Origin of the sequence: Streptomyces sp. NPDC057623 (assembly GCF_042800355.1) — a bacterium.
In the GTDB taxonomy this organism is placed as follows: Bacteria; Actinomycetota; Actinomycetes; order Streptomycetales; family Streptomycetaceae; genus Streptomyces.
Genome location: NZ_JBHVGZ010000001.1, coordinates 391,062 through 414,971, shown reverse-complemented (window position 1 = coordinate 414,971; position 23,910 = coordinate 391,062). Strand labels below are relative to the sequence as shown.

At 71.1% G+C, this 23,910-nt stretch carries 23 protein-coding genes; 14 read left to right on the top strand and 9 right to left on the bottom strand.

The window, feature by feature from the left end:
• Nucleotides 1-158: 158 nt before the first annotated feature.
• The gene (locus tag ACFU95_RS01970; protein ID WP_383820285.1) at nt 159-1,295 is read left to right on the top strand and encodes a sugar ABC transporter substrate-binding protein; all 1,137 of its coding nucleotides are present in this window, start codon (nt 159-161) and stop codon (nt 1,293-1,295) included.
• 35 nt (nt 1,296-1,330) lie between these two features.
• Here ACFU95_RS01970 and ACFU95_RS01965 read toward each other — a convergent pair whose 3' ends face one another.
• Nucleotides 1,331-2,233, bottom strand: coding sequence for a LysR family transcriptional regulator (locus ACFU95_RS01965; RefSeq protein ID WP_383820282.1), 903 nt, complete (start codon nt 2,231-2,233; stop codon nt 1,331-1,333).
• Nucleotides 2,234-2,511: 278 nt separating this feature from the next.
• Here ACFU95_RS01965 and kstD point away from each other — a divergent pair, with 278 nt between their 5' ends.
• On the top strand, nt 2,512-4,293 hold the full coding sequence (gene kstD / locus ACFU95_RS01960; protein WP_383820280.1) for a 3-oxosteroid 1-dehydrogenase: 1,782 nt from the start codon (nt 2,512-2,514) through the stop codon (nt 4,291-4,293).
• A 22-nt stretch (nt 4,294-4,315) separates the two neighbouring features.
• Here kstD and ACFU95_RS01955 read toward each other — a convergent pair whose 3' ends face one another.
• The 4 genes from ACFU95_RS01955 to ACFU95_RS01940 are packed head-to-tail and all read right to left on the bottom strand — an operon-like array spanning nt 4,316 to nt 6,299.
• Entirely contained in the window at nt 4,316-4,978 is a 663-nt protein-coding gene (locus tag ACFU95_RS01955; protein WP_383820278.1) for a class I SAM-dependent DNA methyltransferase, read from the bottom strand.
• Between the two features lie 28 nt (nt 4,979-5,006).
• A complete protein-coding gene (locus ACFU95_RS01950; RefSeq protein WP_383820276.1) occupies nt 5,007-5,249 on the bottom strand; it encodes a hypothetical protein in 243 nt (80 codons plus the stop codon).
• Nucleotides 5,250-5,274: 25 nt separating this feature from the next.
• Nucleotides 5,275-5,598 (bottom strand): AzlD domain-containing protein, encoded by a 324-nt coding sequence (locus ACFU95_RS01945; protein WP_383820274.1) that lies wholly within the window; start codon nt 5,596-5,598, stop codon nt 5,275-5,277.
• Nucleotides 5,595-6,299, bottom strand: coding sequence for an AzlC family ABC transporter permease (locus ACFU95_RS01940; protein ID WP_383820271.1), 705 nt, complete (start codon nt 6,297-6,299; stop codon nt 5,595-5,597). The genes ACFU95_RS01945 and ACFU95_RS01940 overlap by 4 nt, the downstream gene beginning before the upstream one ends.
• Before the next feature lie 68 nt (nt 6,300-6,367).
• Here ACFU95_RS01940 and ACFU95_RS01935 point away from each other — a divergent pair, with 68 nt between their 5' ends.
• A complete protein-coding gene (locus ACFU95_RS01935) occupies nt 6,368-6,940 on the top strand; it encodes a helix-turn-helix domain-containing protein (protein WP_383820268.1) in 573 nt (190 codons plus the stop codon).
• A gap of 112 nt (nt 6,941-7,052) precedes the next feature.
• Here the strand turns inward: ACFU95_RS01935 and ACFU95_RS01930 are convergent, their stop codons facing one another.
• Nucleotides 7,053-7,256, bottom strand: coding sequence for a cold-shock protein (locus tag ACFU95_RS01930; protein WP_003992177.1), 204 nt, complete (start codon nt 7,254-7,256; stop codon nt 7,053-7,055).
• Between the two features lie 346 nt (nt 7,257-7,602).
• Between ACFU95_RS01930 and ACFU95_RS01925 the strand changes: the two genes are divergently transcribed.
• The 6 genes from ACFU95_RS01925 (at nt 7,603) to ACFU95_RS01900 (ending at nt 15,298) form a co-directional block, all read left to right on the top strand.
• Nucleotides 7,603-8,451 carry a menaquinone biosynthetic enzyme MqnA/MqnD family protein gene (locus tag ACFU95_RS01925; protein WP_383820265.1) on the top strand — a complete coding sequence of 283 codons (849 nt, stop codon included), beginning with the start codon at nt 7,603-7,605 and terminating at the stop codon, nt 8,449-8,451.
• 78 nt (nt 8,452-8,529) lie between these two features.
• Entirely contained in the window at nt 8,530-10,239 is a 1,710-nt protein-coding gene (locus ACFU95_RS01920) for a serine/threonine-protein kinase (protein WP_383820262.1), read from the top strand.
• A 93-nt stretch (nt 10,240-10,332) separates the two neighbouring features.
• Nucleotides 10,333-12,630 (top strand): serine/threonine-protein kinase, encoded by a 2,298-nt coding sequence (locus tag ACFU95_RS01915; protein WP_383820260.1) that lies wholly within the window; start codon nt 10,333-10,335, stop codon nt 12,628-12,630.
• Nucleotides 12,630-13,370, top strand: a complete 741-nt coding sequence (locus ACFU95_RS01910; RefSeq protein ID WP_383820257.1) for a prepilin peptidase — start codon at nt 12,630-12,632, stop codon at nt 13,368-13,370. The genes ACFU95_RS01915 and ACFU95_RS01910 overlap by 1 nt, the downstream gene beginning before the upstream one ends.
• A gap of 118 nt (nt 13,371-13,488) precedes the next feature.
• A complete protein-coding gene (mqnC, locus tag ACFU95_RS01905) occupies nt 13,489-14,688 on the top strand; it encodes a cyclic dehypoxanthinyl futalosine synthase (RefSeq protein ID WP_383820255.1) in 1,200 nt (399 codons plus the stop codon).
• A 7-nt stretch (nt 14,689-14,695) separates the two neighbouring features.
• Nucleotides 14,696-15,298, top strand: coding sequence for a hypothetical protein (locus ACFU95_RS01900; protein WP_383820253.1), 603 nt, complete (start codon nt 14,696-14,698; stop codon nt 15,296-15,298).
• 18 nt (nt 15,299-15,316) lie between these two features.
• Here ACFU95_RS01900 and ACFU95_RS01895 read toward each other — a convergent pair whose 3' ends face one another.
• Nucleotides 15,317-16,354 carry a chitinase gene (locus tag ACFU95_RS01895; protein ID WP_383820251.1) on the bottom strand — a complete coding sequence of 346 codons (1,038 nt, stop codon included), beginning with the start codon at nt 16,352-16,354 and terminating at the stop codon, nt 15,317-15,319.
• A 237-nt stretch (nt 16,355-16,591) separates the two neighbouring features.
• On the opposite strand from ACFU95_RS01895, the gene ACFU95_RS01890 reads away from it, so the two are divergent.
• The 4 genes from ACFU95_RS01890 to ACFU95_RS01875 are packed head-to-tail and all read left to right on the top strand — an operon-like array spanning nt 16,592 to nt 21,381.
• Entirely contained in the window at nt 16,592-16,993 is a 402-nt protein-coding gene (locus ACFU95_RS01890) for a hypothetical protein (protein WP_383820248.1), read from the top strand.
• 19 nt (nt 16,994-17,012) lie between these two features.
• Entirely contained in the window at nt 17,013-19,325 is a 2,313-nt protein-coding gene (locus tag ACFU95_RS01885) for a bifunctional polysaccharide deacetylase/glycosyltransferase family 2 protein (protein ID WP_383820245.1), read from the top strand.
• Nucleotides 19,322-20,662: an acyltransferase gene (locus tag ACFU95_RS01880; RefSeq protein ID WP_383820243.1), complete on the top strand. Its 1,341-nt coding sequence runs from the start codon at nt 19,322-19,324 to the stop codon at nt 20,660-20,662. Before ACFU95_RS01885 ends, ACFU95_RS01880 begins: the two co-directional genes overlap by 4 nt.
• Nucleotides 20,663-20,685: 23 nt before the next feature.
• On the top strand, nt 20,686-21,381 hold the full coding sequence (locus tag ACFU95_RS01875; RefSeq protein ID WP_383820241.1) for a demethylmenaquinone methyltransferase: 696 nt from the start codon (nt 20,686-20,688) through the stop codon (nt 21,379-21,381).
• A gap of 9 nt (nt 21,382-21,390) precedes the next feature.
• Here the strand turns inward: ACFU95_RS01875 and ACFU95_RS01870 are convergent, their stop codons facing one another.
• Both ACFU95_RS01870 and ACFU95_RS01865 read right to left on the bottom strand, forming a co-directional pair.
• The gene (locus ACFU95_RS01870) at nt 21,391-21,702 is read right to left on the bottom strand and encodes a PASTA domain-containing protein (protein ID WP_383820238.1); all 312 of its coding nucleotides are present in this window, start codon (nt 21,700-21,702) and stop codon (nt 21,391-21,393) included.
• A gap of 148 nt (nt 21,703-21,850) precedes the next feature.
• Entirely contained in the window at nt 21,851-22,357 is a 507-nt protein-coding gene (locus ACFU95_RS01865) for a GNAT family N-acetyltransferase (protein ID WP_383820236.1), read from the bottom strand.
• A gap of 98 nt (nt 22,358-22,455) precedes the next feature.
• Between ACFU95_RS01865 and ACFU95_RS01860 the strand changes: the two genes are divergently transcribed.
• Nucleotides 22,456-23,775 (top strand): geranylgeranyl reductase family protein, encoded by a 1,320-nt coding sequence (locus ACFU95_RS01860; RefSeq protein ID WP_383820234.1) that lies wholly within the window; start codon nt 22,456-22,458, stop codon nt 23,773-23,775.
• Nucleotides 23,776-23,910 lie beyond the last annotated feature (135 nt).

The following is a 23,910-nucleotide window of genomic DNA, read 5'->3' as shown; positions in this document are numbered from 1 at the left end:
AGGCGACGACGCGTTGGCCCGGCGCATCCCTCTACTCGCGAGTACGGTAAACGGTTGCCATCTCGTTACGACAACTGCTTGACGTGACATGCCGTGGCCGCGTTGGCTACCGCCACCCGGGTTAGCACCGCCGCTCCTCCGCTCGGAAGGCACCAGTAGTGAACGCTCGTCCCCCCCACACCCTCGCTGTACGCCGTATCGCGATAGCCCTCGCCGCCTCGGCCTCGGCGCTGTCGCTCGCCGCGTGCGGTGTCGTCGACGGACTCGGGGGCGGTGACAGCTCCGCGTCGCCGAAGAAGGGCGACGACATCACGGTGGGTCTCCTGCTGCCCGACAAGGACACCGCGCGCTTCCAGAAGTTCGACTACCCGCTCATCAAGAAGGAAGTCGCCACCCTCACCGACAACAAGGGCAAGGTCGCCTACGCCAACGCCGAGGCGAGCCCGGAGAGACAGAGCCAGCAGTTCCAGAAGATGATCGACGACCAGGTGGACGTCATCCTGGTGGACGCGCTGGACGCCAAGGGCATCGCGCCGGACGTGCAGAAGGCGAAGGACGCCGGCATCCCCGTCATCGCCTACGACCGGCTGGCGGAGGGCCCGATCGACGCGTACGTCTCCCACGACAACGAGCTCGTCGGCGAGGTGCAGGGCCGCTCCCTGGTCGAGGGACTCGGTTCGAAGGCCGCGACCAGCAAGGTCGTCATGATGAACGGCGACCCCGCCGACCCGAACACCGGCCTGGTCAAGAAGGGCGCGCTCGACGAGCTCGAGGGCGAGGTGAAGATCGTCAAGAAGTACGACACCGACAAGTGGTCGCCCGAGGTCGCCAAGGCGAACATGAAGAAGGCGATCGCCGCCGTCGGGCTGAACAACATCGCCGCCGTCTACTCGGCGAGCGACGGCTTGGCGGACGGCGTCATCGACGCCTTCAAGGAGGCGGGCGCGAGCAGGATCCCGCCGGTGACCGGGCAGGACGCGAACCTGGACGCGGTGCAGCGGGTCGTCTCGGGCGAGCAGTTCATGACGGTGTACAAGCCCTTCCTGCTGGAGGCGACCAACGCCGCGAAGATGGCCGTGTTCAAGGTCCAGGGGCGCGACATCGAGTTCGACGCGCTGACCCAGGACTCGGTGGACAGCCCCACCAACGAGGACATCCCGGCCCAGCTGGTGGCGGTGGTCGCCCTCACGAAGAGCAACATCGAGGAGACGGTGATCCAGGACAACGTCTACACCGTCAAGCAGATCTGCACCCCCGAGTACGCGGCGGACTGCGCGGCCATCGGGCTGAAGTAGCCCAGGCGGAGCCCCGTCGGGTCCCGCAGCGGCGCTCAGCCCTGCCCGGCCCGGCGGTGGCTCTCCACCAGGTGCGCGAACGCCCGGGCCGGCGGGCTGAGCGCGTCCCAGCGGCGGACCGCCCAGCCCACGGGCAACGGGCGCAGGGCGGGCAGGGGGATCAGGCGCAGGTCACCGTCGCCGCCGGGGACGGGCAGTCCCGGCAGCGCGGGCAGGACCGCCCGCCCGACCCCCAGTTCGGCCAGCAGCAGCGCCGTGTCCCAGTCGGCGACGCTCGTGTCGTGCGTGAGACGGACGCCCAGCTCCGCGCAGGCGGCGTCCAGGTGGGCCGCCGAGGCGGAGTTCGGCGGCAGCCGGATCAGCCGTACGTCCCGCAGGTCGGCGCCGACATCGACGTACGGCCGCCGCGCGAGCGGGTCGTCGGCCCGCACCGCCAGCACCCACGGCAACTCCACCACCGGCCGCTGCTCGATGCCGCGCACCGGCGGGCCGAGGGTGATCCAGGCCAGGTCGAGCGTGCCGTCGGTCAGCGCGTCGAAGCTGCCCCGGCCCGAACTGACCGTGCGGAACTCCAGGTTCACCCGGGGATGCCGCCGCCGGTACGCGACGACCGCCTCCGACATGAAGTGCCGTACGGTCGTCGCCCCGGTCGCCACCCGCACATACCCGCTCTCGCCGTCGACGAGATCCCGCAGCTGCCGCAGCGCCAGGTCCAGCCCGGAGATTCCCTCGGCCGCGGCCGCCTCCAGCACCCGGCCCGCCTGCGTCGGCACGACGCCCCGGGGCTGCCGCTCCAGCAGCGCGACCCCGGTCTCCCGCTCCAGTCGCTTCACGTGCTGACTCACCGCAGACTGCGTGCACCCCAGCTGCCGGGCCACCGAACTCAGGCTCCCGGCCCGGCACACGGCCACGAACACACGCAGGTCGTCGAGGGTCATGACCTCTAAGTTAATGCTTGGGGGCAGTGACAAATCCCAAGGATTGACTGGGCTTTGACCGATGGACGACGATTCTCGACGGGCCCGGGCGGCAACCCGCTCCACACCCTCGCCGGCGTCCGGACCATGGCGGGGGAGGGAGCGGGTGCCGACCCAAACGTGTCGGCGGTGGATTCAACTCCCGTGCGCCGTACTTGACTTCACCACGGCATCGCGTCACATTCACATTTCTGACACATCATCAGAAGCGTGGCGTCGTCCAGGCGGGAGCGGCCTCCATGAGCACCTCCATGACCTCCAGCGTGACCCCTTCCCGAAGACACCTGCTCGCCGCGGGCGCCGCGGGCACGGTGTCGGCCCTCGGGCTCACCGCCGTGTCCCCGTCCGCCGCCCAGGCGGCCGACCTGCCCGTCCTCGGCACCTACGACGTCGTCGTCATCGGCTCCGGAGCCGCCGGCATGACAGCCGCCCTCACCGCGGCCGGGCAGGGGCTGAGCTGTGTGGTGGTGGAGAAGGCGCCCACCTTCGGCGGGTCCGCCGCGCGGTCCGGTGCCGGGATCTGGATCCCGAACAACTCGGTGATCCTCGCGGCCGGTGTGCCGGACACGCCCGCGAAGGCCGCCGCATACCTGGCGGCCGTCGTCGGGCCCGACGTCCCCGCCGCGCGGCAGCGGGCCTTTCTCACCCACGGCCCGGCGGCGCTCTCCTTCGTCATGGCCCACAGCCCCCTGCGCTTCCGCTGGATGGAGGGCTACAGCGACTACTATCCCGAGCTGCCGGGCGGCCTCCCGAACGGCCGTTCCGTCGAGCCCGACCAGCTGGACGGCAACCTCCTCGGCGCCGAACTGGCGCGTCTGAACCCGCCGTACATGGATGTGCCAGCCGGCATGGTCGTCTTCAGCGCGGACTACAAGTGGCTGGCCCTGGCGGCGGTGAACGCCAAGGGAGCCGCGGTGGCGGCGGAGTGCCTCGCGCGCGGTACGGCCGCGGCCCTGCGCGGGGAGAAGCCGCTGACCATGGGGCAGTCCCTGGCCGCCGGCCTGCGCCTGGGGCTGCGGTCGGCCGGCGTTCCGGTGTGGCTCGACACGCCACTCACCGACCTGCACGCCGAGGGCGGCACCGTGAGCGGGGCGATCGTCACCCGGAACGGCGCGCCCGGCCTGGTCCGCGCCCGCCGGGGCGTGATCGTCGGCTCGGGCGGGTTCGAGCACAACGCGGCGATGCGCGAGCACTACCAGAGCGCGCCCATAGGCACGGACTGGACGGTCGGCGCGAAGGAGAACACCGGCGACGGCATCCGGGCCGGTCAGCGGCTCGGCGGCGCGCTCGGCCTCATGGACGACGCCTGGTGGGGACCGGCGATCCCGCTCCCCGGCGAGCCGTACTTCTGCCTGGCCGAACGCACCCTCCCCGGCAGCCTGTTGATCAACGCGGCCGGGGCCCGGTTCGTCAACGAGGCCGCCCCCTACAGCGACGTCGTCCACACCATGTACGACGTCCACGACACCAGCCCGGCCATCCCGTCCTGGCTGATCGTCGACCAGAACTACCGGAACCGGTACCTGTTCAAGGACGTCCTGCCGGCCATGCCCCTCCCGGCCGGCTGGTACGACTCCGGCGCCGCGCACAAGGGCTGGACCCTGGACGCGCTCGCCACCTCGATCGGCGTCCCGGCGACGGCCCTGCGTACCACCGTGGACCGCTTCAACTCCCAGGCGTGGCGCGGCGAGGACCCCGACTTCCACCGGGGTGCCAGCGCCTACGACCACTACTACACGGACCCGTCCGTCCTGCCGAACTCCTGCCTGGCCCCGCTCTGGCTCCCCCCGTACCACGCCTTCCGCATCGTCCCCGGCGACCTCGGGACCAAGGGCGGCCTCGTCACGGACGCCCGTGCCCGCGTGCTGCGGGAGGACGGCTCGGTGATCCGGGGCCTGTACGCCGCCGGCAACGCGAGCGCGGCCGTCATGGGGCACAGCTACGCGGGCGCCGGCTCGACGATCGGCCCGGCGATGACGTTCGGGTACATCGCGGCGCGGGACATCGCCGGGAGCCTCTAGCCAGGGGCAGGGCAGGCGGGCGTCACGCCGGTTTGCGGGCGATCAGGAACGCCTGCGGGGACGTCTCGTCGAGCGCCGGGTCCGGTTCGCGGACCGTGCGGGAGACGAGGCTGAATCCGGCCGCCGTCAGCAGGTCGGCCATGTCCTCGGGGCGGCGACGCTGGAAGGTGAGCGAGACCGGGTGACCCCAGGGCCGGTCGTGGTGCCGGTGCTCCTCGCCGGCCTGGAAGGCGACGAACAGGGGAGCGCCGGGTGCCAGGACGCGGTGGAACTCGGCGAAGAGGGCCGGGAGCCGGTCCGCAGGGGTGTGGATGGAGGAGTAGAAGGACAGGGCACCGGCCAGCGTGCCGTCCGGGAGGTCCAGCTCCAGCATCGAGCCCTGCTCGAAACGGATCTCGGGGTTCTCGCGGCGGGCGATCGCGAGCATCGACTCCGACAGGTCGAGCCCGAACACGTCCAGCCCCAGCGCGGCGAGGCGCCCGGTCGTCCGGCCCGGACCACATCCCAGGTCGGCCACCGGCCCGCTCCCGCCGGCTCCGTACCCGACGACGAGTTCGGCGAACACGCTCAGCAGCGCCCGCTCCAGCGGCCTGTTCGCCAGCTCGTCCTGGAAGAGGGTCGCGTAGTCCTCGGCGACGGCGTCGTAGAAGGTGCGGGTGGTGGTCAGGAAGTCGGAGTCGGTCATGGCCGGGGACCCTATCGAAGGCCGCCGGCTACTCGGCTCCGTCCTGCCGCCCACCCGTCTGCTTCCGGCCGGCACCGATCGCGGTGCCGACGGCGATGCCCAGGCCCATGCCCAGGGCCAGCCCGAGCCCCAGGTTGTCGAACACGAACATGCCGAACACGATGCCGATGCTCGTGCCGAGGGCGAGACCGACCGAGAGGCCCCTCGCCAGATCGCCGTCGGCGGGAGTCCCGCCCTCTTCCCCGTGGTTCTGCTCATCACTGCTGGTCACCTGGCGAGTCTCCCACGGGGGCCGGTCACGCCACCCCCATCGCGCGCAGTACCGCGGTGGCCCCGGCCGCCCCCAGCACGACCACCGGGAACGGTGCCCGCCGCCACGCCAGTACGCCGCCCACCAGCACCCCGGCCGGCCGCGCCCATCCCGCGAAGCCGTCGCCCTCGGTCAACGCCCCCGTCGCCAGCAGCGCCGCGAGCAGCACCACCGCACCCGCGGCCAGCAGCTCCCGCACCCGTGCGGGCAGCTCCACCCGCCCGTGCAGCGCCGGGCCGACCAGCCGGAAGGCGTACGTCCCCACCGCCAGCGCCAGGATCACGGCCACCGTCCCCGCCGTTCCGGTCATGACGCACCGTCCTTCCTGTCGTGGGGGCGGTGGACGACGAGTCCCGCGAGCGCGAGCAGTACCGGCACCCCCGCCGGGACGGCCGGAGTCACGGCCAGGGCGAGGGCGGCGCCGAGGAGGGCCGCGCGTCGTACGGCGGAGTCCTTGCGCAGGGTGGGCAGGACCAGTGCCACCAGGACGGCGGGGAAGGCGGCGTCCAGGCCGTAGGCCGCCGTGTCGCCCAGCGCGGACCCGGCGACCGCCCCGGCGAGCACACCGAGGTTCCAGGCGACGAACAGGCCGAGGCCGTTCACCCAGAACGCGGCCCGGCGCCGTGCCGGATCCGCCTGGGCGAGGGCGAAGGCCACCGTCTCGTCGGTCACCAGGTGTGCGCCGAGGAGACGGGAGAGGCGGCCCCGGCCGAGGACGTCCGCGACGGCCAGGCTGAAGGCGGCCGTGCGCGTGTTGAGGAGCAGTCCGGTGGCCGCCGCGGCGAACGGCCCGCCCCCGGCCAGCAGCAGACCGACCGCGCTGAACTGGGCCGAGCCCGCGTACACGACCAGCGACATCACCACCGGTACCCACACGGGCAGCCCGCCGGCCACCGAGATCGCGCCGAAGGAGACGCCGACGACGCCACCGGCCAGCCAGACGAGGGAGCTGTCGCGGACCAGGGAGGGGTCGGTTGAGGAGCCCAGGGGTGTTCGGAGTAGCGAACGCATGTTCTCTACAATGGACAGCAAGAGAAGTGTTCGTCAAGGCGAACGAGCGTACCGATGGAGCGAACGCCATGTCCGACGCAGCGCCCCCGCCCTCCCGCCTGCCCCTCGACTGGATCGCCGCGTCCCTGCGGCGCGAGCGCACCCGGGCCGGGCTGTCCCTCTCCGAGCTGGCCAAACGGGCCGGGATCGCGAAGTCCACGCTCTCCCAGCTGGAGGCGGGCAGCGGGAACCCGAGCGTGGAGACGCTGTGGGCGCTGGGGGTCGCGCTCGGCGTGCCGTTCAGCGCGCTGGTGGAACCGCCGTCGCCGACGGTCCAGGTGATCAGGGCGGGCGAGGGGCCCACCGTCGCGTCCGAGCGGGCCGACTACGTGGCCACCCTGCTCTCGGCCAGCCCGCCCGGCGCCCGCCGGGACATCTACCACCTGCGTGCGGAACCCGGGGCCGCCCGGGAGTCGGAGCCGCACATCCCGGGGTCCGTGGAGCATCTGATCGTCAGCACGGGGCGGCTGAGGGCGGGACCGCGAGGGGAGGCGGTGGAGCTGGGGCCCGGGGACTACATGACGTATCGCGGGGATGTGCCGCACGCGTACGAGGCGCTGCTGCCCGGGACGACGTTCGTGCTGGTCATGCAACACGTGTGAGTCGGTCACGGGGTGCGCGGGAAAGGCAGGAGCCCCGTTGCCTTGCGGCACGGGGCTCCTTGGGTACTGCTATCTGTTCCGGATCAAAGCACCAGGCTCCGAGACCGAAGACTCAGACCGGGGTGACGTTCTCCGCCTGAGGACCCTTCGGGCCCTGCGTCACGTCGAAGGAGACCTGCTGGTTCTCCTCCAGCGAACGGAAACCGCTCGCGTTGATCGCGGAGTAGTGAACGAAGACGTCGGGGCCGCCGCCTTCCTGGGCGATGAAGCCAAAGCCCTTTTCGGCGTTGAACCACTTCACGGTTCCGGTAGCCATAAGCCCTCCTTGGGCCCAAAGGGTTGCCCTGCTCCAGAACCCTGCAAGTGTGAAAACAAGATGCCGCACAACTGCATACGTCTGAAAACGACGAGAGCCCGCGGTCACATGCTCCGCAGGCTCTGTACTGCAAGGGAAACCAAACTGCAACTTGCGGCGAGCCTAGCACGCGGGCAGCCGAAAGCAATAGAGGTCAAGATCACGTCACCCGGATGTTTGAAGATCGAGTGTCGGCTTGACGGCGAGATCCCGTGTCGGCTTGACGAGGCGGGGATGAGGGTGGTTGTGACGGAGGTGTCACGACCCTGAGGGCTGCACGCTACCCCATGGGGTCTAGTGTCGCGATGTGGACAATTCTCGCACCCGGCCGCGCGTAGGCCACATCCAGTTCCTGAACTGCCTGCCCCTTTACTGGGGGCTCGCGAGAACGGGCACGCTCCTCGACTTCGAGCTGACCAAGGACACCCCGGAGAAGCTCAGCGAGCAGCTGGTGCGGGGCGACCTCGACATCGGGCCGATCACCCTCGTCGAGTTCCTGCGCAACGCCGACGACCTGGTCGCCTTCCCCGACATCGCGGTCGGCTGCGACGGCCCCGTGATGTCCTGCGTGATCGTCTCGCAGGTCCCGCTGGACGAACTGGACGGCGCCCGGGTCGCCCTCGGCTCCACCTCGCGCACCTCGGTCCGCCTCGCCCAGCTCCTGCTCGCCGAGCGCTACGGCGTGCGCCCCGACTACTACACCTGCCCGCCCGACCTCAGCCTGATGATGCAGGAGGCGGAGGCGGCCGTACTCATCGGGGACGCGGCCCTGCGGGCCAACCTCCTGGACGGCCCGCGCTACGGCCTCGAAGTGCACGACCTCGGCTCGCTCTGGAAGGAGTGGACCGGTCTGCCCTTCGTCTTCGCGGTCTGGGCGGCGCGCCGGGACTACCTGGAGCGCGAGCCGGCCATCACGCGCAAGGTCCACGAGGCCTTCCTCGACTCCCGCAACCTCTCCCTGGAGGAGGTCGGCAAGGTCGCCGAGCAGGCGGCCCGCTGGGAGGCCTTCGACGAGCGGATCCTGGAGCGGTATTTCACGACCCTCGACTTCCGCTTCGGCGGCCCGCAGCTGGCGGCCGTCGCGGAGTTCGCGCGGCGGGTGGGGCCGACCACGGGATTTCCGGCGGACGTGAAGGTGGATCTGCTCCAGCCGTAATGGCCCGGGCGCTTGCCGCACTAACCTGCTGGAGAGTTTTACCGGCGCATGAGCCGTACGGGGGAAGGGTGGACGCCGATGCAGCCGCTCGGAGTTGACGAGCCCACCGTCATCGGGCCGTACCGGCTGCTCGGCCGGCTCGGCTCCGGTGGCATGGGGCGGGTGTACCTGGGGCGCAGCGCGGGCGGTCGCACGGTCGCCGTCAAGATCGTGCATCCGCACTTCGCGCTGGACGAGGAGTTCCGCGCCCGCTTCCGCCGGGAGGTGGAGTCGGCGCGGCGGGTGGGCGGCTCGTGGACGGCGCCCGTGCTGGACGCGGACCCGGAGGCGGCGGTGCCGTGGGTGGCCACGGGGTACGCGGCCGGCCCCTCGCTGTCGGCCGCGGTCACGGACTCGGGTGCGCTGCCGTCCCCTTCCGTACGAGCGCTGGGGGCGGGGCTGGCCGAGGCGCTGGCGGCCGTGCACGAACTGGGCCTTGTGCACCGGGACGTGAAGCCGTCGAACGTCCTGCTGACGCTGGACGGGCCCCTGTTGATCGACTTCGGCATCGCGCGGGCCACGGACGGCACGGCGTCCCTGACGTCGACCGGCGTCTCCATCGGTTCCCCCGGCTACATGTCGCCCGAACAGATCCTGGGCAAGGGCATCACGGGCGCGGCGGACGTCTTCTCGCTGGGCGCGGTGCTGGCGTGCGCGGCGACCGGAGCGCCGCCGTTCTCCGGGGACTCGTCGGCCGCGCTGCTGTACAAGGTCGTGCACGAGGAGCCCGAACTCGGCCCGCTGGACGGCGAGGTGCGGGAACTGGTGGAGGCATGCCTGGCCAAGGACCCGGCTGCCCGGCCCACGCCGGGTGAGCTGGGGCGGCGGCTCGCTCCGGACGGGGCGGCCCGGCTGGTGGCGGGCGGATGGCTGCCGGGCGGGCTGGTCGAGCAGGTCAGCCGTAGTGCGGTGCGGCTGCTGAACCTGGACGCGGTCGACACGGCGGCGGACGTCGCCTCGGGGCCGGTGGCGTTCAGCCGGCCGGCGACGGTGGGGGAGTTCGGGCCGCCGCCGGTGATGCCCGCGATGCCCGTGATGTCGGCGAGTGGCGCGGCGGTGAGTGACGCGTCCGTGCCCGTGCGGCCCTCCGTCGCCCCCGGGGTACCCGAGCCGCGCGATGCCGTGCCGCAGGACACGCCCCCCGCTTCCGGCGGCCGGCCGCCCGGGAAGCTCTCCCTCTCGGTCGCGGCGGCCTCGACGCCCGGGGAGGGCGGTCGGGGGCGCAGGATGAGCTGCACCGTGGCGCTCGCGGTGGCGGGGGCGTTGGCCGCGGTGACGGTGGGTTCCGTGTTCGTGTTCGAGCTGTTGCCGGGCGGGGGCCGCGACACCAACGCCGGTTCCGACGCCGCCTCCTCCGAAGCGCCGGGCAAGGACGCCTCGACCGCGCCGGCGGGGAGCTCCGTACCAGCCCGCTACCTGGGCACCTGGGAGGGCGAGGCCAACGCCCTGGGCGGTGCCGTGCCGGCCGGCACCTTCCGGCTGACCGTGCACAAGGCCGACGTGGGCGCGGAGGTGGGCACCCTGCGGGCGACGGACCTGCTCGGCCTCGCCTGCAACGACGTACTGACCCTGAAGAAGGTGACGGCGAAGGAACTCGTCGTGACGTCCGTGGGCCGCGAGACCAACCACGCCGGCTGCAACCCGAAACCGCACACCGTCCGGATCACGCCGACCGGCGACGACCTGGTCTACAGCTCGGAGAGCGACGCGGAGGGGAACCCCGAGGCGCGGTTGTCCAAGGTCGAGTAGCGGGGGCCCGAGACCGAGGAGCGGTGACAACTCCCCTGGCCGCGCTTACTACTGTGTCTGCTCACGCGAGCACGCCGACGGGGGAGGCCCACCATGGAGACACTGCAACCGGACGATCCCGGGGAGTTGGGCCGGTACCGACTGCTGGGCAGGCTCGGGGCCGGTGGCATGGGGCGCGTCTATCTGGCCCGCTCTCCCGGCGGCCGCACCGTCGCCGTCAAGGTGGTCCGCCCGGACCTGGCGGCGGACGCCGGCTTCCGGGAACGGTTCCGGCACGAGGTCGACATAGCCAGGGCGGTCTCCGGCCGCTACACGGCCCCCGTCGTGGACGCCGACCCGGACGCCGCGCTGCCGTGGCTGGCGACGGCGTACGTTCTCGGTCCCGACCTCACCGACGTGGTCGCCGCGCACGGTGCGCTGCCGGAGCGCACGGTCCGCGCGCTGGGAGCGGGGCTCGCGGCCGCCCTCCAGGAGGTCCACGCGGCGGGCCTGATCCACCGCGACCTCAAGCCCTCGAACGTCCTGCTGGCCGCCGACGCGCCGCGGGTCATCGACTTCGGCATCGCGCGTGCGGTGGACGGAAGCCGTATGACGCAGACGGGAGTCGTGGTCGGCTCGCCCGGCTACATGCCGCCGGAGCAGGCCACGGGGCAGGACGTGGGGCCGGCCGGTGACGTCTTCTCGCTGGGCGCGGTACTGGCCTTCGCCGCGACCGGCCGCAGCGCCTTCGGCGACGGTGCCGCCTCGCACGCGGCGCTGCTCTACCAGGTCGTCCACGGAGAGCCGGACCTGGCGGACGTACCGCCGTCGCTCCTCGGCCTCATCCGGGCCTGTCTGCTGAAGGACCCGGCGCAGCGCCCGGCGCCCGCCGAGATCGTCGCGGCCCTCGCGCCGCAGGGTGTCGAAGGCGTGCTGAGCGACTGGCTGCCGTCGGCGGTCGCGTCGACCATCGCCACGCACGCGGCGGGGATCCTGGATCTGGAGGCGCCGGAGCAGCCGCGGGAGGCGGCTTCCTTCGGGCCGGCGCCGGCGATGGGCGTGCCGACGGCGGGGGCGCCGGTGCCGGGTCATGGCACCCCTGCTCCGGGATACGGCTATCCGCCCGGCCCCGGCCCAGACACCCCGCAGCCCGGCACGGTCCAACTGGGCTCTCCCCGGGCCGGTTCCGACGCCGCCCCCTCCCGCCGTCGTGCCCTCGGCCTCGCGCTCGGCGGTGCGGCGGCGGTCGCGGTGGTGGGCGGGGGCACGGCGCTGTGGCTGGGGCGGGAGACCGAGGCGTCCGGCGGAGCGACGGGGGACAGCGGCGCGGGCGGTGCCGCCCGGCCCGCCGCGGAGAACTTCACGACCCCGCCCGCCGGAGTCGCCCCCCAGCCGCTGTGGCGCAGGACCGTGGCGGAGGACAGCACCAACCCGGACGTACCGCTCCTCGTCCACGACGGCCTGCTCCTGGTCAGCGGCGACCCGCTGGTGGCGTACGACGTGCGGACGGGCAAGCCCCGCTGGTCCAGGCCGGAGATCTGCCGCCCCGGCGCTCCGCTGCTCTTCCACGGCGGCAAGGTGTTCCTGGCCGACGGCGACTACGACGGCGTACTCGTCGCCCACGACGTCACGACCGGCAAGGAAGCCTGGCGCAGCAGGCTGGGCAAGCAGCTGAGCGTCGAGGACCCGCTCGCCATCGACGAGCGGAACGTGTACGTCACGGCGACCGACTACGGCGACTCCAAGAGCGCCACCGACTACCGCACGGCGGTCGCCGCGATCAGCCACACCACCGGGAAGACGGCGTGGGTGCAGCGGCGCGACTGGGGCACCGACGACTACGACGTGCAGGGCACGGCCGTCGGCAAGTACCTCGTCTACACGGACTCCAAGTTCAACCTCACCGTCCGGGACACCGCCACGGGCCGGCAGCTGTGGACCAAGAAGATCGGTGACGACTGGAGTTGGCGGCCCACGGTCGCGAACGGGCTGGTCTTCCTGCCGGGCGACAAGCTCAGGGCCGTGGACGCGGACACGGGCACCACCGTCTGGACGCTGGGCCCGAACGGCCGCCGCGGCTTCAAGAACCCGACCGTCATCGACGGCGTCCTCTACGCGAGCGACTACGACGACGGCGTCTGGGCCGTGAACGTGAAGACCGGCAAGCGGATCTGGCTCTGCGACGAACTCGACGTCGAGGGCCCGGAGACGTTCCGGAAGGCCGGCACCACCCTCTACGGCGCGACCGGCTCTCTGGACGGCGGCGTGGTCGCCCTCCAGTCCAGGTCCGGCAAGCTGCGCTGGACCTTCACCGTCAGCAAGGACCACGGCGCCTCCTGGCAGGTCGCCCTGGCCGGCAACCGTCTGATGGTGACGAACGGCCCGGACATCTACGGGTTGCCGGCCGTCTGATGAGCACGGGTCTGCTGGTTCTCGTCGCCGCGCTGTGGGGTGCGGCGGCGGGGGCGTTCCTGCTGCCGCGGGCCGCCCATCGGTTCTCCGTGCAGGACGAGGAGGCGGGGTGGCGGGACCGGTGTCCCGCCGGGCACCCGATCGGGCGCCTCGTCGGGCCGGCCCGGTGCGGGCGGTGCGAGGCCGGTACGCCGCCGTACGGCCCCGGCGCACCGAGGCTCGCCGCCGCCACGGCCCTCGTCTGCGCCGCCCTCGCCGCCGCTACCGACACCCGGCCCGAGCTGGCCGTCTGGCTGCTGCTGGCGCCCGTGGGGGTGCTGCTCACGGTCGTCGACTTCCGGGTACGGCGGCTGCCCGACCCGCTGACCCTCACGCTCGCGGTCGCCGCGCCCGCACTGCTCGGCCTGGTCGCCCTCGTCCCCGAGCACGCGGGTGACTGGTCCACCGCCCTGTGGGCCACGCTCGCGCTCGGCGCCGGCTACTACGTGCTGTGGCTCGTCAATCCCGGCGGCATGGGCTTCGGCGACGTGAAGCTGGCGCTCGGGGTGGGGGCGGTGCTGGGCTGGTACGGCTGGTCGACGGTGATGCTCGGCACCTTCGCCGGGTTCCTCTTCGGGACGCTCTACGGCTGGGGGCTGGTGATCCTGCGCAGGGCCGGGCGCAAGACGGCGATCCCGTTCGGGCCGTTCCTGCTCGCCGGGGCGTTCGTGGGGCTGCTGATCGGCGCCTACGCGGCGTGAGCGGGGCGGGGCGGGGCGGGGGGCGCCGTGAGGGGGGCGTGGCCTGAGGTCCGCCGCTCGAAGGGGCTGGCGTAGGCTGGTTCGGTCCGTCCAACCCCTTGACGAAAGGGACGCCCCGGTGACCGAGAAGGCCGACCTTCAGTCCGTCCTCGACCGTGCCGCAGCGGGCGGACGCATCACCCCCGAGGAAGCGCTCGACCTCTACCGCGACGCCCCGCTGCACGCGCTGGGCGCCGCCGCCGACGCCGTACGCCGCCGCAGGTACGCGGGCACCGAGCACATCGCCACGTACATCATCGAGCGCAACATCAACTACACGAACGTGTGCGTCACGGCGTGCAAGTTCTGCGCCTTCTACGCGGCCCCCAAGGACAAGGCCAAGGGCTGGACCCGCGACCTGGACGACATCCTGCGGCGCTGCGCCGAGACCGTCGAGCTCGGCGGTACGCAGATCATGTTCCAGGGCGGTCACCACCCGGACTACGGCGTCGAGTACTACGAGACGCACTTCGCCGCCATCAAGAAGGAGTTCCCGCAGCTCGTCATCCACAGCCTGGGGGCGAGCGAGGTCGAGCACATGGCCCGGATCTCCAAGGTGAGCGTGGAAGAGGCCATCACCCGGATCCACGAGGCCGGCCTCGACTCCTTCGCGGGCGCCGGTGCCGAACTGCTCCCGGAGCGGCCGCGCAAGGCCATCGCCCCGCTGAAGGAGAGCGGTGAGCGCTGGCTGGAGATCATGGAGGCCGCGCACAACCTCGGTGTCGAGTCGACGTCGACCATGCTGATGGGCACGGGCGAGACCAACGCCGAGCGCATCGAGCACCTGCGGATGATCCGTGATGTCCAGGACCGCACGGGCGGCTTCCGGGCCTTCATCCCGTACACCTACCAGCCCGAGAACAACCACCTGAAGGGCCGTACCCAGGCCACGATCTTCGAGTACCTGCGGATGATCGCCATCGGGCGGCTCTTCATGGACAACATCGCCCATATCCAGGGCTCCTGGCTGACCACCGGCAAGGAGGTCGGCCAGCTGTCGCTGCACTACGGCGCGGACGACCTCGGCTCGATCATGCTGGAGGAGAACGTCGTCTCCTCCGCCGGTGCCAAGCACCGCTCCAACCGGATGGAGATCATCGACCTGATCCGCAAGGCGGGGCGGGTGCCGGCCCAGCGGACCACGACGTACGAGCACATCGTGGTGCACGACGACCCGGCGAACGACCCCGTCGACGAGCGGGTCGCGTCCCACATCTCCTCGACGGCGATCGAGGGCGGGACCGCGCATCCCGAGCTGAAGCTCCTCGCCTCCAACTGACCTGCCCGTGCTGACGATCCACGCGGACTCCAGGGGCCATGCGCTCGTCGTGAAGGGCGCGTGGGTCGCCGACGCGGGACAGCTGGCGGATCTGGTCGCGGCCCATCCGCAGGCGCGGGTGCGGCACTGGCCGGGCATCCTCACGCCCGGACTGATCAACCTCCACGGCAACGAACTGCTGGAGCAGGCGTACCACCCCGATCCCCGCGAGGCCGACGAACTGGGCACCGAGCCGCTGACCGGGGAGGCCCTGGCGGGGCTTGCCATGGACGACGCCCGCTGGGGGGCCAGCGCCCGGCGGGCGCTCCAGCGGATGCTGGCGCACGGCACGGTCCGGGTGGCCTGCGAGGAACTGCACAACCGCGCGGTGCGGGACGCCCTGCACCGCTCCCGCCTGGCCATGGGCCGCCTGGGACGCCCGGGTGGGACACCCGCCCTCGACCCGTACGCCTCCGGAATTCCGGTGGAGTTCACCGAGCCGAGGGAGCGTCACTCCGCGGCCCGGTTCGCGGTGTTCGACGTACGGGACGAGGCGGAACTGGCCGAGCGCGGTGCCGACACGTGTGTGGCGACGGTGGTGGACGGACGGTTGGTGTATCGCCGACGGTGAGTGCGTGCCCCAAAAGGCTCACCCCGAAAACGCCTCCGCGAACGCCCCGTCCTCCTGATCGACTCCGCTGCAATTCGTCAGCGCGTCATTCGAAGAGGACCCGTCGTCACACTGCCGGTCCCGGAACGTCGCCCACATGGAAACCCACCCGATCCCCTTTTCCTCGGCGAACTCCCGCACCTGCGCCGCGTCATCCAGAGTGAACGTCTCGTTGTCCACATCGTTCACGCCGAGCATCGACGTCAACGCCATCGCCTGCCACGCCGTGGCGTCCGACGTGCCGAAGAGCTTCTTCAGCTGGGTGTGCGCGGCCTTGGCGGAGGTGAGGGCGTAGTCGCCCATGTCGCCGGCGTACGACTCGCCGTAGTTCATCGTCATGATGTTGACGGTGGAGACCTGGACGTCGTGCTCGTTGGCGGACTCCAGCAGCGCCACGCCGTCGGCGTCGAGCCCGGACGGCATCACGGGCAGCGTGAAGGAGACTTCGAGGTCGCCGCGCTCCTTCTGGAGCAGCGCGATCGCCTCGGAACGCAGGTCCACCGAGTCGGAGTCGGTCAGCTCCTCGCCCTCGATGTCGAAGTCGGCCTGGGTGGAACCCGCCGCGTCCAGCGCCTTCCCGTACGCCTCGGCCAGTTCGGACGCGCTGTCACAACTCGCCGCCAGCTCCTCGCCGGAGGCGCCGCCGAAGGAGACCCGGACGCCGGCGCCGCCCTGGGTGAGCTTGGCGATACGGGACTTCGTGGCCGAGTCGGCGATCGCGGTCGTGCCGTTCCACCTGGGGGTGCAGTCACTGCCGTCCGAGATCACGAAGGCCAGGTTGTACGTCGCCGGGGAGCCTGCCGAGTCGTTGTCGGAGGCCTCGGTCGAGCTGACGTAGGGGGCGTACGCCGTGCCCGACGAGGCCGTTTCGGAGGCCGACGCTGAGGGCGACGTGCCGGGCTGCTCCGGGGCCGCGGGCGCCGCGTCCGTCGTGTCGTCGGAGCCCGCGGAGCACCCCGTGACGGCCAGAGCGAACATGCAGGTGAGCCCGGCCGTCGCCGTCAGGAAACTCCGCATCGCGTATGTACCCGCTTTCGTGATTTCTGTTTCGGGCCGAAAGCCCAGTACGTATTCCGGGTGGAAATCTCTCACACTCATTCGGGACCTGGGCCTCCAACTCCTTTCACATGACTGTGAAGTGCAGCAGGAGTTCGCCGAAACTCTCAGGGAACGGACAGGTTAAGGCGTTTCTCATGGGCTTCTCACATGAAGAACAGAGTAGTCGGCACATAAAGGCTCCCTACTGTCCGGGGAATGCATTCCGAGCCTGCCATCGAAAACCGCGCCGCCCAGCCCGCTGTGCGCGGTCGCCGCCGCAAACGCGGCAACGGGTCCGCCGAGGGGCCCGTGTTCGTTGACAACTCCGGACGTCGCTCCAAGCTGCTGCGTCGTCTCGGCATCCTGGTCGGCGTCGCCTGTCTCGGGTACGCGGTCGTGCTGGGCATGGCCTTCATGGGCTTCGGCACCTCGCTGACCCCGTCCGAGCTGCTGCCGTTCGCGAACGGCCGGGGCGGCCCCGGCGGCGGGGGCCCGGGCAACCAGCCCCAGGGCGGCATCGGCGACCCGGTCGCCCCGCCCAGCGGCACCCCTTCGGCGCCGCCCTCGGGGGCCTCCGCCCCGTCCACCTCCGCATCGCCCGCCGCGGCCGCCAACTGACCGGAGCGCAGCCCCACTCATGACCACGACGACGCCCTCACGTCGCCGCCGCCGTGCCCCCTCCCGCATCCAGCGGGCGGCGGGCAAGGCCGCGGCCCTTCAGAAACCCCGGGTCATCCTGGCCCTGCTGCTCCTCCTCGCGCTGACCAGCGTCATGCTGCTCGACGGCTATCTGCGCGCCGAGGTCGGCGGCGACCAGCGGGTGCGGACCGGGGCCAGCTCCACCGCGGTGCCCGACAAGATCCTCGACGGCGGGCCGATCCTCACCTTCCGGGGCGGCCAGGCCACCACCGTCTCCGTCCCGGACAAGACGATCGCGCTCACCTTCGACGACGGTCCGAACCCCACCTGGACGCCCCAGGTCCTGAAGGTCCTCCAGAAGTACGACATCCCCGCCACGTTCTTCGTGGTCGGCTCGATGGTCTCGCGCTACCCGGGGATCGTCGCGGACCTGGTCGAGCAGGGCAACGAGGTGGGCATCCACACCTTCACGCACGTCGACCTCTCCTACCAGAGCGACGCCCGCGTCAACCGTGAGATGCAGCAGACCCAGTTGGCGCTCGCGGGTGCGGCCGGCATCACGACCACGCTGTTCCGCGCGCCCTACTCCTCGGAGACGGACGCCATCGACAACTACAGCTGGCCCGTCTACAAGAAGCTCGGTGAGGACGGCTACACCAGCGTCTTCGTCGACACCGACAGCGACGACTGGAAACGCCCCGGTGTCTCGAAGATCATCAAGTGGGCGACGCCGGAGGACGGCGAGGGCGCGTCCGTCCTCTTCCACGACGCGGGCGGCGAGCGCTCGCAGACGATCAAGGCGCTGCCGACGTACATCGAGAAGATGAAGGCGAAGGGCTACACCTTCACCACGATCAGCGGCGCCATCCAGGAGGAGGAGGCGGCGAACGGCCAGCAGGCGGGCGGTCAGCAGGCGAACGGTCAGCAGGCGGGCGGTCAGCAGCCCGGCGGTCAGCCGCAGCAGGGCCCTGACGGGCAGGCCGGTGCGGCAACCTCGAACCTCCAGGCCGCCCACCGCGAGGCCACCGGCGCGACCCTCTACGAGGGCAAGGCCATGGTCGGGGCCGTCGCCGTCGCCGAATGGGCGGTCCCGGTGCTGTCGGTCGGCCTCATGGTCGTCGGTGTCGCCGTCCTGGGCCGCTTCGGCATGATGCTGATCCTCGCCCGCCGCCACTACCGGCAGCGCAACAGACGCCGCTTCAGCTGGGGACCACCCGTCCACCAGCCGGTGAGCGTGATCGTCCCGGCGTACAACGAGAAGGAGTGCATCGCCAACACCCTCCAATCGCTGGCGAAGAGCACGCATCCGATCGAGATCATCGTGGTCGACGACGGTTCCACCGACGGTACGTCCGAGATCGCGCGCGACGCGGCCCGCGAACTCGGCATGGACAACGTCCGCGTCATCCGCCAGGAGAACGCGGGCAAGCCGGCCGCGCTCAACAACGGTGTGCGCAGCGCCAGTCACGACATCGTCGTGATGATGGACGGCGACACGGTCTTCGAGCCCGACGCGGTGCGGCAGCTGGTGCAGCCCTTCGCGGACCCCGAGGTGGGCGCGGTCGCCGGCAACGCCAAGGTCGGCAACCGCGACACCGTCATCGGCGCCTGGCAGCACATCGAGTACGTGATGGGCTTCAACCTCGACCGCCGTATGTACGACCTGCTGCGCTGCATGCCCACCATCCCCGGCGCGATCGGCGCGTTCCGCCGCGAGGCGGTCCTGGGGGTCGGCGGCATGAGCGAGGACACCCTCGCCGAGGACACCGACATCACCATCGCCATGCACCGCGCGGGCTGGCGGGTCGTCTACCAGGAGCACGCGCGCGCGTGGACCGAGGCGCCGGGCTCGCTGAAGCAGCTGTGGTCCCAGCGCTACCGCTGGTCCTACGGCACCATGCAGGCGCTGTGGAAGCACCGCAAGTCCCTCACGGACAAGGGCCCTTCGGGCCGCTTCGGCCGGGTCGGCATGCCGCTGGTCGTCATCTTCCAGATCGTCACGCCGGTCTTCGCGCCCCTCATCGACGTGTTCACCGTCTACTCGATGATCTTCGTCGACTTCACGGCGGCCCTGCTGGCGTGGCTCGCGGTGCTCGGGGTGCAGCTGCTGTGCGCGGCGTACGCCTTCCGCCTGGACCGCGAGAAGTACCGCTACCTGCTGATGATGCCGCTCCAGCAACTCGCCTACCGTCAGATGATGTACCTCGTCCTCATCCACTCCTGCGTCACCGCTCTGACGGGCGGCCGCCTGCGCTGGCAGAAGCTGAAGCGGACGGGTGAGGTCGGGACACCGGCGGGGGTGAGCCGATGAGCTGGGGACAGGAGGGGCAGGGGTATCAGCAGGGCCAACCCCAGGCGTACCCGCAGGACAACGGCTACGGCTACTGGGACGGGCAGCAGCCTCAGGTCCCGTACGGCTACGACGGGTACGGCCGACCGCAGCAGTACGTGTGGGATCAGCCGTATCCGCAGCAGCTCGTGGACCACGGGCAGGAGGCCGGCGTCGAGGGGACGGCGGCGCTGCCCGTGGTGGAGCCGGCCCCGGACCCGCAGCCGGACACGGGGGCCGGGGCTCCCGCGGCCGAGGCGGCGGAGGAGAAGCCGCCGCCTCGGCCGGCGGGCCGCGACCGCTACTTCGACACCCTCCGCGCGGTCGCGTTGGTCCGCGTCGTCACCTACCACACCTTCGGCTGGGCCTGGGCGGGCATGGTCTTCCCGTCGATGGGGGTCATGTTCGCCCTGGCCGGCACGCTGATGGCGAAGTCCCTGGAGCGCCCGGCGCTCCAGGTGGTCCGCGGCCGACTGCGACGCCTGCTCCCGCCGTTCTGGTTCTGGGGCCTCTTCGTGGTCGTGGCGATGCTGATCCACGACTGGATGCCGGGCTGGCAGATCGTGTACTGGATCGTGCCGCTGGGCGACCCGCCGGGCAACGCGTGGGGCCGGCAGGCCTGGGAGATCCTCTGGTACCTGCGGACGTACCTCTGGTTCGTCCTGCTCTCGCCGCTGCTGCTGAGGGTGTTCCGCCTGGCCCCGATACCGGTGCTGCTGCTGTCGCTCGGCCCGATCCTGGTTCTCCACTTCGCCTGGGAGCCCCCGGACGACCGCTTCGGCAGCGCGCTGACCGACCTGGCCACGTTCCTCTTCTGCTGGATCCTCGGCTTCGCGCACCGGGACGGCGTCCTGCGCCGCCTGAAGCCCTTCGCCGTGGCCGCCCTCTCGCTCGCGGCGATCGCGTACGGCGGCTGGTACGCCTTCACCCACCAGGCCGAGACGGGCTCCTACGACCTGGACGACATCCCGCTCGCCCAGGCCTTCTGGTCGGCGGGCTATGTGACGCTGCTGCTGTACGCGAAGGACTTCTTCCGCATCGACTTCGGCCGGCTGACCCGCTTCCGCCGCGCCGACCGCCTCGTCACGGTCTTCAACGCGCGCGCGGTGACGATCTACCTCTGGCACGAGATCGCCCTGATCCTCGCCGTCCCGCTGATCGACCGGTTCTGGAACGTGCCCGCGTTCGAGAGGTACCTGCCGCTGGAGAGCCAGTGGTTCATGTTCGGCGTCGGCTGGATCCTGATCGCGGTGTTCGTCCTGCTGTGCGGCTGGGTGGAGGACGTGGCCGGGAAGAAGAAGCCGAAGCTCGTCCCGTGAGGCCGTACTGCCACAATGGGCCCGTGACCCGCGCATCCCTGGACAAGCAGCCGCACGAAGTCGCCTCGATGTTCGACAACGTGGCGGAACGGTACGACCTGACCAACGACGTGCTGTCGCTCGGCCAGGACCGCAGATGGCGCAAGGAGGTCGCCAAGGCCGTCGACGCGCGCCCCGCGCAGAAGATCCTCGACCTGGCCGCCGGCACGGCCACCTCCTCGCTGCCCTTCGCGCAGACCGGCGCATACGTCGTCCCCTGCGACTTCTCCCTCGGGATGCTCCAGGTCGGCAAGCGCAAGCACACCTGGCTGCCCTTCACGGCGGGCGACGCGACGAGGCTGCCGTTCAAGGACGACACCTTCGACGCCGTGACGATCTCCTTCGGGCTGCGCAACGTCCAGGACTACGACGCCGCCCTGCGCGAGATGTACCGGGTGACGCGGCCCGGCGGCCGGGTCGTGATCTGCGAGTTCTCGCACCCGACCTGGGCGCCCTTCCGCACCGTCTACACCGAGTACCTGATGCGCGCCCTGCCCCCGGTCGCGCGCGCGGTGTCCTCGAATCCCGACGCCTACGTCTACCTCGCCGAGTCCATCCGAGCCTGGCCCGACCAGCCGGCCCTCGCCGAGCACCTGCGCAAGGCCGGCTGGTCCAAGGTCGCCTGGCGCAATCTGACGGGCGGGGTCGTGTCCCTGCACCGGGGCTTCAAGCAGAGCTGACCGCCGGGCTCAAGCCGAGCTGACGACGGGGTACGGGTCGCCGGGCTCGTCGAGCTCGCGCTCCAGCCCGCCCGAGGGCGGCCGTGGGACGCGTGGCTCGCGCACGCCTCCGCCGCCCTCGCCCTCGCCGAAGTCGAACCAGACGTAGACAGAGGAGTCCCGCGGCACCTCGGCACCGGGCTGCGGGTACTGGCGTACGACGTAGTCGATGACGGTGCGATGGAAGTCCGGCCGGTCCGGTGCCGTGAGGAGCAGGCCGTGCGACTTCGCTGCCTCGCGCGCGTCCATGGCCATCAGTCCGACGAGTCTCGGCACTCGCACCTCGGGCGTTTTGGGTGTTATGCGCACAGATGTCACCCCCAGCGGTACTGGAAGGGTAACCGCCCGGGGGTACCGTCCGGAAGCGGCAAGTACCTTTCTGTAGCAGTCGATTACCGAGAGTGACCCAGGTGGGGTTCTGCCTTCCTGATTACAGGTCGAGCCGGTAGCAGTGGCCCTTGCGCCGCTCATCCGGCGTGGCGAACACCTCCGCGAGGCGCATTCCCAGCCGCCGTGTCACCGCGATCGACCGCTCGTTGCGGGCGTCGACCATGGCGACCACGCCCGGCACCCCGGACGCCCGCACCCGCTCCAGTGTCAGCCGCGCGGCCGCCGTGACATACCCCTTGCCCCAGTACTCCCGCCCGAGCCGCCAGCCGATCTCGATCTCTCCGGCGGGACCCCAGGGCCGTTCCCACGGCTGGGCTCCGGTGAAGCCCATGACCTGCCCGTTCTCGTCGAGCATGGTCCACAGGCAGTACCCGCGCTCGGCGTCGTGCCGGCGCTGGCGGGCGGTGAGCTCCTCGTAGACGGACAGCTCCGCGGGCCTGCCCCCGTGGAATTCCATGACATCCGGGTGGGTGAAGACCCGGTGCCAGGCGACGGCGTCCTCGTCGGTGGGGACACGGAGCTGTACGACAGGGAGAGCTCGGTTCACGGAGGCAGCCCTTCAGCCGGGTGATCAATGCTGCTGAATAGACTGCCCATGTCCAGTGCCGGTCGGCACACAGATTTCGAACTTGGGGAGATCCCGCCGTGACCGACGTGACCGAGCCGCTCTCCTCACCTCTCTCCTCGCCCCTCTCGGGGAACACCGCCGATGTGATCGTCGTGGGCGCGGGGCCGGCCGGCTCCACGACGGCGTATCACCTGGCCAAGTCCGGCCTCGACGTACTCCTGCTGGAGAAGACCGAGTTCCCGAGGGAGAAGGTCTGCGGTGACGGCCTGACCCCGCGCGCGACCAAACAGCTCGTGGCGATGGGCATCGACATCTCCGAGGAAGCGGGCTGGCTGCGCAACAAGGGCCTGCGGATCATCGGCGGCGGAGTGCGCCTCCAGCTGGACTGGCCGGAACTCGCCTCCTTCCCCGACTACGGCCTCGTCCGCAAGCGCGACGACTTCGACGAGCAACTCGCCCGCCAGGCCCAGAAAGCCGGCGCCCGCCTCCACGAGCGCTGCAACGTCGGCGCCCCGATCATCGACGACCGCACCGGCCGGATCACCGGCGTCCACGCCAAGCTCGGCGAGGAGAAGCGCGAGGTCACCTTCCACGCGCCGCTGGTCGTCGCCGCCGACGGCAACTCCACCCGCCTCTCCCTGGCGATGGGCCTGCACCGCCGCGAGGACCGCCCGATGGGCGTGGCCGTACGGACGTACTTCGAAAGCCCCCGCCACGAGGACGACTACCTGGAGTCCTGGCTGGAGCTGTGGGACCGCCGCGGCCCCGGCGAGGACCGCCTCCTGCCCGGCTACGGCTGGATCTTCGGCATGGGCGACGGCACGTCGAACGTCGGCCTCGGTGTCCTCAACACCTCCGACTCCTTCAAGGAACTGGACTGGCGCGAGGTCCTGAAGGCCTGGTGCGCCTCGATGCCGGAGGACTGGGGCTACACCCCGGAGAACATGACCGGCCCGATCCGCGGCGCCGCCCTCCCCATGGCCTTCAACCGCCAGCCGCACTACACCAAGGGCCTGCTGCTGGTCGGAGATGCCGGCGGCCTGGTGAACCCCTTCAACGGCGAGGGCATCGCCTACGCCATGGAGTCCGGCCAGATCGCCGCCGACGTCATCGTCCAGGCCCACGCCCGCCCGACGCCCGCGAGCCGCGAACTCGCCCTCCAGCGCTACCCGCGCGTCCTGAAGGACACCTACGGCGGCTACTACACGCTGGGCCGCGCCTTCGTGAAGCTCATCGGCAACCCGAAGGTCATGAAGATCGCGGCCCAGCGCGGCCTGACCCACCCGATGCTGATGAAATTCACCCTGAAGCTCCTGGCCAACCTCACCGACCCGACGGGCGGCGACGCGATGGACCGGATCATCAACGGCCTGAGCAAGGTGGCACCGAAGGCATAGCCGCCGGTCAGCCGGTCGGCCGGGCCCTGTCGAGGGCCTCGACGTTGGCGGCCCGGCGTGTCGGCACCTCTTCTATTCGGGTCACCACACTTTTCAGTATGTCCTTCCTTTCCCTCCTTTAGGACCGGGTCCGCG

Excerpts from the sequence above, each read along its gene's own strand:
- ACFU95_RS01965 (WP_383820282.1), bottom strand. The coding sequence starts at position 2,233 with ATGACCCTCGACGACCTGCGTGTGTTCGTGGCCGTGTGCCGGGCCGGG.
- kstD (WP_383820280.1), top strand. The coding sequence starts at position 2,512 with ATGAGCACCTCCATGACCTCCAGCGTGACCCCTTCCCGAAGACACCTG.
- ACFU95_RS01955 (WP_383820278.1), bottom strand. The coding sequence starts at position 4,978 with ATGACCGACTCCGACTTCCTGACCACCACCCGCACCTTCTACGACGCC.
- ACFU95_RS01945 (WP_383820274.1), bottom strand. The coding sequence starts at position 5,598 with ATGACCGGAACGGCGGGGACGGTGGCCGTGATCCTGGCGCTGGCGGTG.
- ACFU95_RS01940 (WP_383820271.1), bottom strand. The coding sequence starts at position 6,299 with ATGCGTTCGCTACTCCGAACACCCCTGGGCTCCTCAACCGACCCCTCC.
- ACFU95_RS01935 (WP_383820268.1), top strand. The coding sequence starts at position 6,368 with ATGTCCGACGCAGCGCCCCCGCCCTCCCGCCTGCCCCTCGACTGGATC.
- ACFU95_RS01930 (WP_003992177.1), bottom strand. The coding sequence starts at position 7,256 with ATGGCTACCGGAACCGTGAAGTGGTTCAACGCCGAAAAGGGCTTTGGC.
- ACFU95_RS01920 (WP_383820262.1), top strand. The coding sequence starts at position 8,530 with ATGCAGCCGCTCGGAGTTGACGAGCCCACCGTCATCGGGCCGTACCGG.
- ACFU95_RS01915 (WP_383820260.1), top strand. The coding sequence starts at position 10,333 with ATGGAGACACTGCAACCGGACGATCCCGGGGAGTTGGGCCGGTACCGA.
- ACFU95_RS01910 (WP_383820257.1), top strand. The coding sequence starts at position 12,630 with ATGAGCACGGGTCTGCTGGTTCTCGTCGCCGCGCTGTGGGGTGCGGCG.
- ACFU95_RS01895 (WP_383820251.1), bottom strand. The coding sequence starts at position 16,354 with ATGCGGAGTTTCCTGACGGCGACGGCCGGGCTCACCTGCATGTTCGCT.
- ACFU95_RS01890 (WP_383820248.1), top strand. The coding sequence starts at position 16,592 with ATGCATTCCGAGCCTGCCATCGAAAACCGCGCCGCCCAGCCCGCTGTG.
- ACFU95_RS01885 (WP_383820245.1), top strand. The coding sequence starts at position 17,013 with ATGACCACGACGACGCCCTCACGTCGCCGCCGCCGTGCCCCCTCCCGC.
- ACFU95_RS01880 (WP_383820243.1), top strand. The coding sequence starts at position 19,322 with ATGAGCTGGGGACAGGAGGGGCAGGGGTATCAGCAGGGCCAACCCCAG.